Origin of the sequence: Streptomyces sp. NPDC005303 (assembly GCF_040607335.1) — a bacterium.
In the GTDB taxonomy this organism is placed as follows: domain Bacteria; phylum Actinomycetota; class Actinomycetes; order Streptomycetales; family Streptomycetaceae; genus Streptomyces.
Window position 1 is genome coordinate 3,367 of the sequence record NZ_JBEXGM010000073.1, and the last position, 3,124, is coordinate 6,490.

Here is a 3,124-nt window from a genome sequence, read left to right on the forward strand (position 1 = left end):
TGTGGAACATCCACCTTCTTCGCGGGCGAGGAGAAGGCGGTGCTGGTTCGGTGCTGACTTTCAGACCGTAATTGGGGCAAGACCGCAGGTCGTCGCTCCGGTCGGATGAGTCGTCGTACCACTCGATGGTGGTGCCGATGTGACACGCGGCGACGATGCGCTTGAGGTTGTTCGGGGCCGGTGGAGCGGTTGCGGGCGACGACATCGGCACCACTTCCTGGGGTGTGACGGGGACGTTGGGGTGTCGCCACACCGTAGGAATTCGCACGACAGGCGCACATGTGGCGGGCCACATAGTTCGTGGGTTGGCTATGCGCGCGACCACCACGCCAGCTGGTTTGGTGGCCTGCTCGTTTCCAGCCCCCGACCCTACTCAGTGCACCGGGATGATGTCGGGGGCGCCGAGCCGTACCGCGTCGGCGGTCTGGTCGTCCGGCTGCTGCTGGGCCTCGCGTTCGGCGGCCACCCGCTTCAGGTAGTGGTTGACCTCACGGTCCCGGTGCGCCTGGTCCCATCCCAGGTGAGGCGCCATCAGGTCCGCGACGGTCTGCGCCGCGTCCACACCACGGTCCCAGGACTCGATGGAGATCCGAGTACGTCGGGCGAGCACGTCCTCCAGGTGGCGGGCACCCTCATGGGTCACCGCGTACACCGCCTCGACGCGCAGGTAATCATCGGAGCTCGGCAACGGCTTGCCGAGCGAGGAGTCGGCTTCGACCATGGCGAGCAGCTCGTGCACCAGGGAGCCGTAGCGGTTCAACAGGTGCTCGATGCGGGCGACATGCAGCCCGGAGCACTCGGCGAGGTTGTGGCGGGAGTTCCAGAGGGCCGGATAGCCGTCGGCGCCGAGCAGCGGAACGCGTTGCGTGACGCAGTCGGGCACTTTCTCGTCCAGGCCGCGGGTCGCCTCGTCGACCGCGTCCTTGGCCATCACCCGATAGGTCGTGTACTTGCCGCCGGCCACCACGACGAGACCGGGCACCGGGTGTGCGACCAGGTGCTCCCGTGACAGTTTGCTGGTTTCTGCGGCCTCGCCGGACAGGAGGGGACGCAGACCGGCGTAGACGCCTTCGACATCCTCCGGAACCAAAGGCGTGGTCAGGACGCTGTTGACGTGTTCCAGCAGGTAGGTGACGTCCTTGGAGCTGAGGGCGGGATGGGCCTTGTCGAGTGTCCAGTCGGTGTCGGTGGTCCCGATGATCCAGTGTCGTCCCCAGGGGATGACGAACAGCACGCTCTTCTCGGTGCGGAGGATGAGCCCGGTGCGGGAGTTGATCCGGTCACGGGGGACCAGCAGGTGTACGCCCTTGGAGGCGCGGACGTGGAACTGGCCGCGCGTACCGGCGAGGGCCTGGGTGTCGTCGGTCCACACGCCGGTCGCGTTGATGACCTGCTTGGCTCGCACCTCTGTCTCGTCGCCGGTCTCCAGATCCGTGACAGCGGCTCCCACCACCCGCTCGCCCTGCCGCAGGAAGCGGCTGACACGGGTGCGGTTGGCGGCCAGCGCTCCGTAGGCGACGGCCGTGCGGGTGAGGAACATGGTGTGCCGGGCGTCGTCGACCTGGGCGTCCCAGTACTGGATCCCGCCGACCAGGGCGTCGGAGCGCAGCGCGGGCGCCTCGCGCAGGGCTTGGCGCTTGAGCAGGTGGCGGTGGTGGGGCAGACCTCTGGAGGTACCGGAGGCCGCAGCCATGGTGTCGTACAGCAGCACGCCGGCGCCGACGTACGGACGCTCCCGGATCCGGTGTTGCAGGGGGTAGAGGAACGGCACCGGACGCACCAGGTGAGGGGCCAGCAACTGAAGCAGGAGTCCGCGTTCCTTCAGGGCTTCGGCGACGAGCCGGAAGTCCAGCATCTCCAGGTAGCGCAGGCCGCCGTGGATGAGCTTGCTGGAGCGGCTGGAAGTGCCCGAGGCCCAGTCCCGGGCTTCGACGAGGCCGACTCTCAGGCCCCGAGTGGCGGCGTCCAGGGCCGCACCCGCGCCGACTACACCGCCTCCGACGACGAGGACGTCGAGCTCGCCCTCTCCCAGTCGGACCAGGGCCTCCGCGCGTGCGCCGGGCGAGAGAGCCATCGGGTTCGCCATGGGTCTCCTCCTCGTGCAGCGGGGTGCGGGCGGCGCACGCGGCTCGGGCGGGCCCATTCGGGCGCTCCGGCCGGAACCTATTCGACCTTGGCCCAGTCGAGCGTGCGCTCCACCGCCTTCTTCCAGCCCGCGTATCCTTCCGCGCGCTGTTCCTCGGACCACTGGGGTTCCCAGCGCTTGGACTCCTGCCAGTGGGTGCGCAGTTCGTCCGTGTCCTGCCAGAAACCGGTGGCCAGGCCGGCGGCGTAGGCGGCGCCGAGCGCGGTGGTCTCGGCGACGACCGGGCGGCTGACCGGGACGCCGAGGACGTCGGCCTGGATCTGCATGCACAGGTCGTTGGCCGTCACGCCGCCGTCGACCTTGAGCACGTCGAGGTGGACGCCGGAGTCCTGCTCCATGGCCTCCACCACGTCACGGCTCTGGTAGCAGATGGCTTCCAGGGCGGCCCGCGCCAGGTGGCCGCCGTCGTTGTACCGGGCGAGGCCGACGATCGCGCCGCGGGCGTCGGAACGCCAGTACGGGGCGAACAGGCCGGAGAAGGCGGGGACGAAGTAGATCCCGCCATTGTCCTCGACGGTACGCGCCAGGCGTTCGCTCTCGGCGGCGTCATTGATGATCTTCAGCTGGTCGCGCAGCCATTGCACCGCGGAGCCTGTGACGGCGATGGAGCCTTCGAGTGCGTAGATCGCCGGGCTGTCGCCGAACTGGTACGCCACGGTGGTCAGGAGGCCGTGCTGGGACCGCACCAGTTCCGTGCCGGTGTTGAGCACCAGGAAGTTGCCGGTGCCGTAAGTGTTCTTGGCTTCGCCGGGCGCGTAGCAGACCTGCCCGACGGTGGCTGCCTGCTGGTCGCCGAGCACACCGGTGATGGGGATGGCCGCCCGCAGCGGCCGGGACGTACGGGTCTGTCCGAACGCCTCCCGGTGGGAGGACGGGTTGATGGTCGGCAACATCGCCCGGGGAACGCCGAAGAAGCCCAGCAGCTCGTCGTCCCAGTCGAGGGTCTCCAGGTCCATCAGCATGGTGCGGCTGGCATTG

Annotated in this window: 3 protein-coding genes; all 3 read right to left on the minus strand. The window is 68.9% G+C overall.

What is annotated here, in order from left to right; genetic code table 11:
- Positions 1–205 (minus strand): hypothetical protein (locus ABZT93_RS40175; protein ID WP_356114063.1); only part of this gene is annotated, 205 nt, incomplete at its 3' end.
- Positions 206–373: 168 nt separating this feature from the next.
- Complete coding sequence (locus ABZT93_RS40180; protein ID WP_356114065.1) at positions 374–2,086, minus strand: glycerol-3-phosphate dehydrogenase/oxidase; 1,713 nt, start codon at positions 2,084–2,086, stop codon at positions 374–376.
- Between the two features lie 77 nt (positions 2,087–2,163).
- Positions 2,164–3,124: FGGY-family carbohydrate kinase (locus ABZT93_RS40185; RefSeq protein WP_356114067.1), on the minus strand; the 961-nt coding region annotated here is incomplete at its 5' end.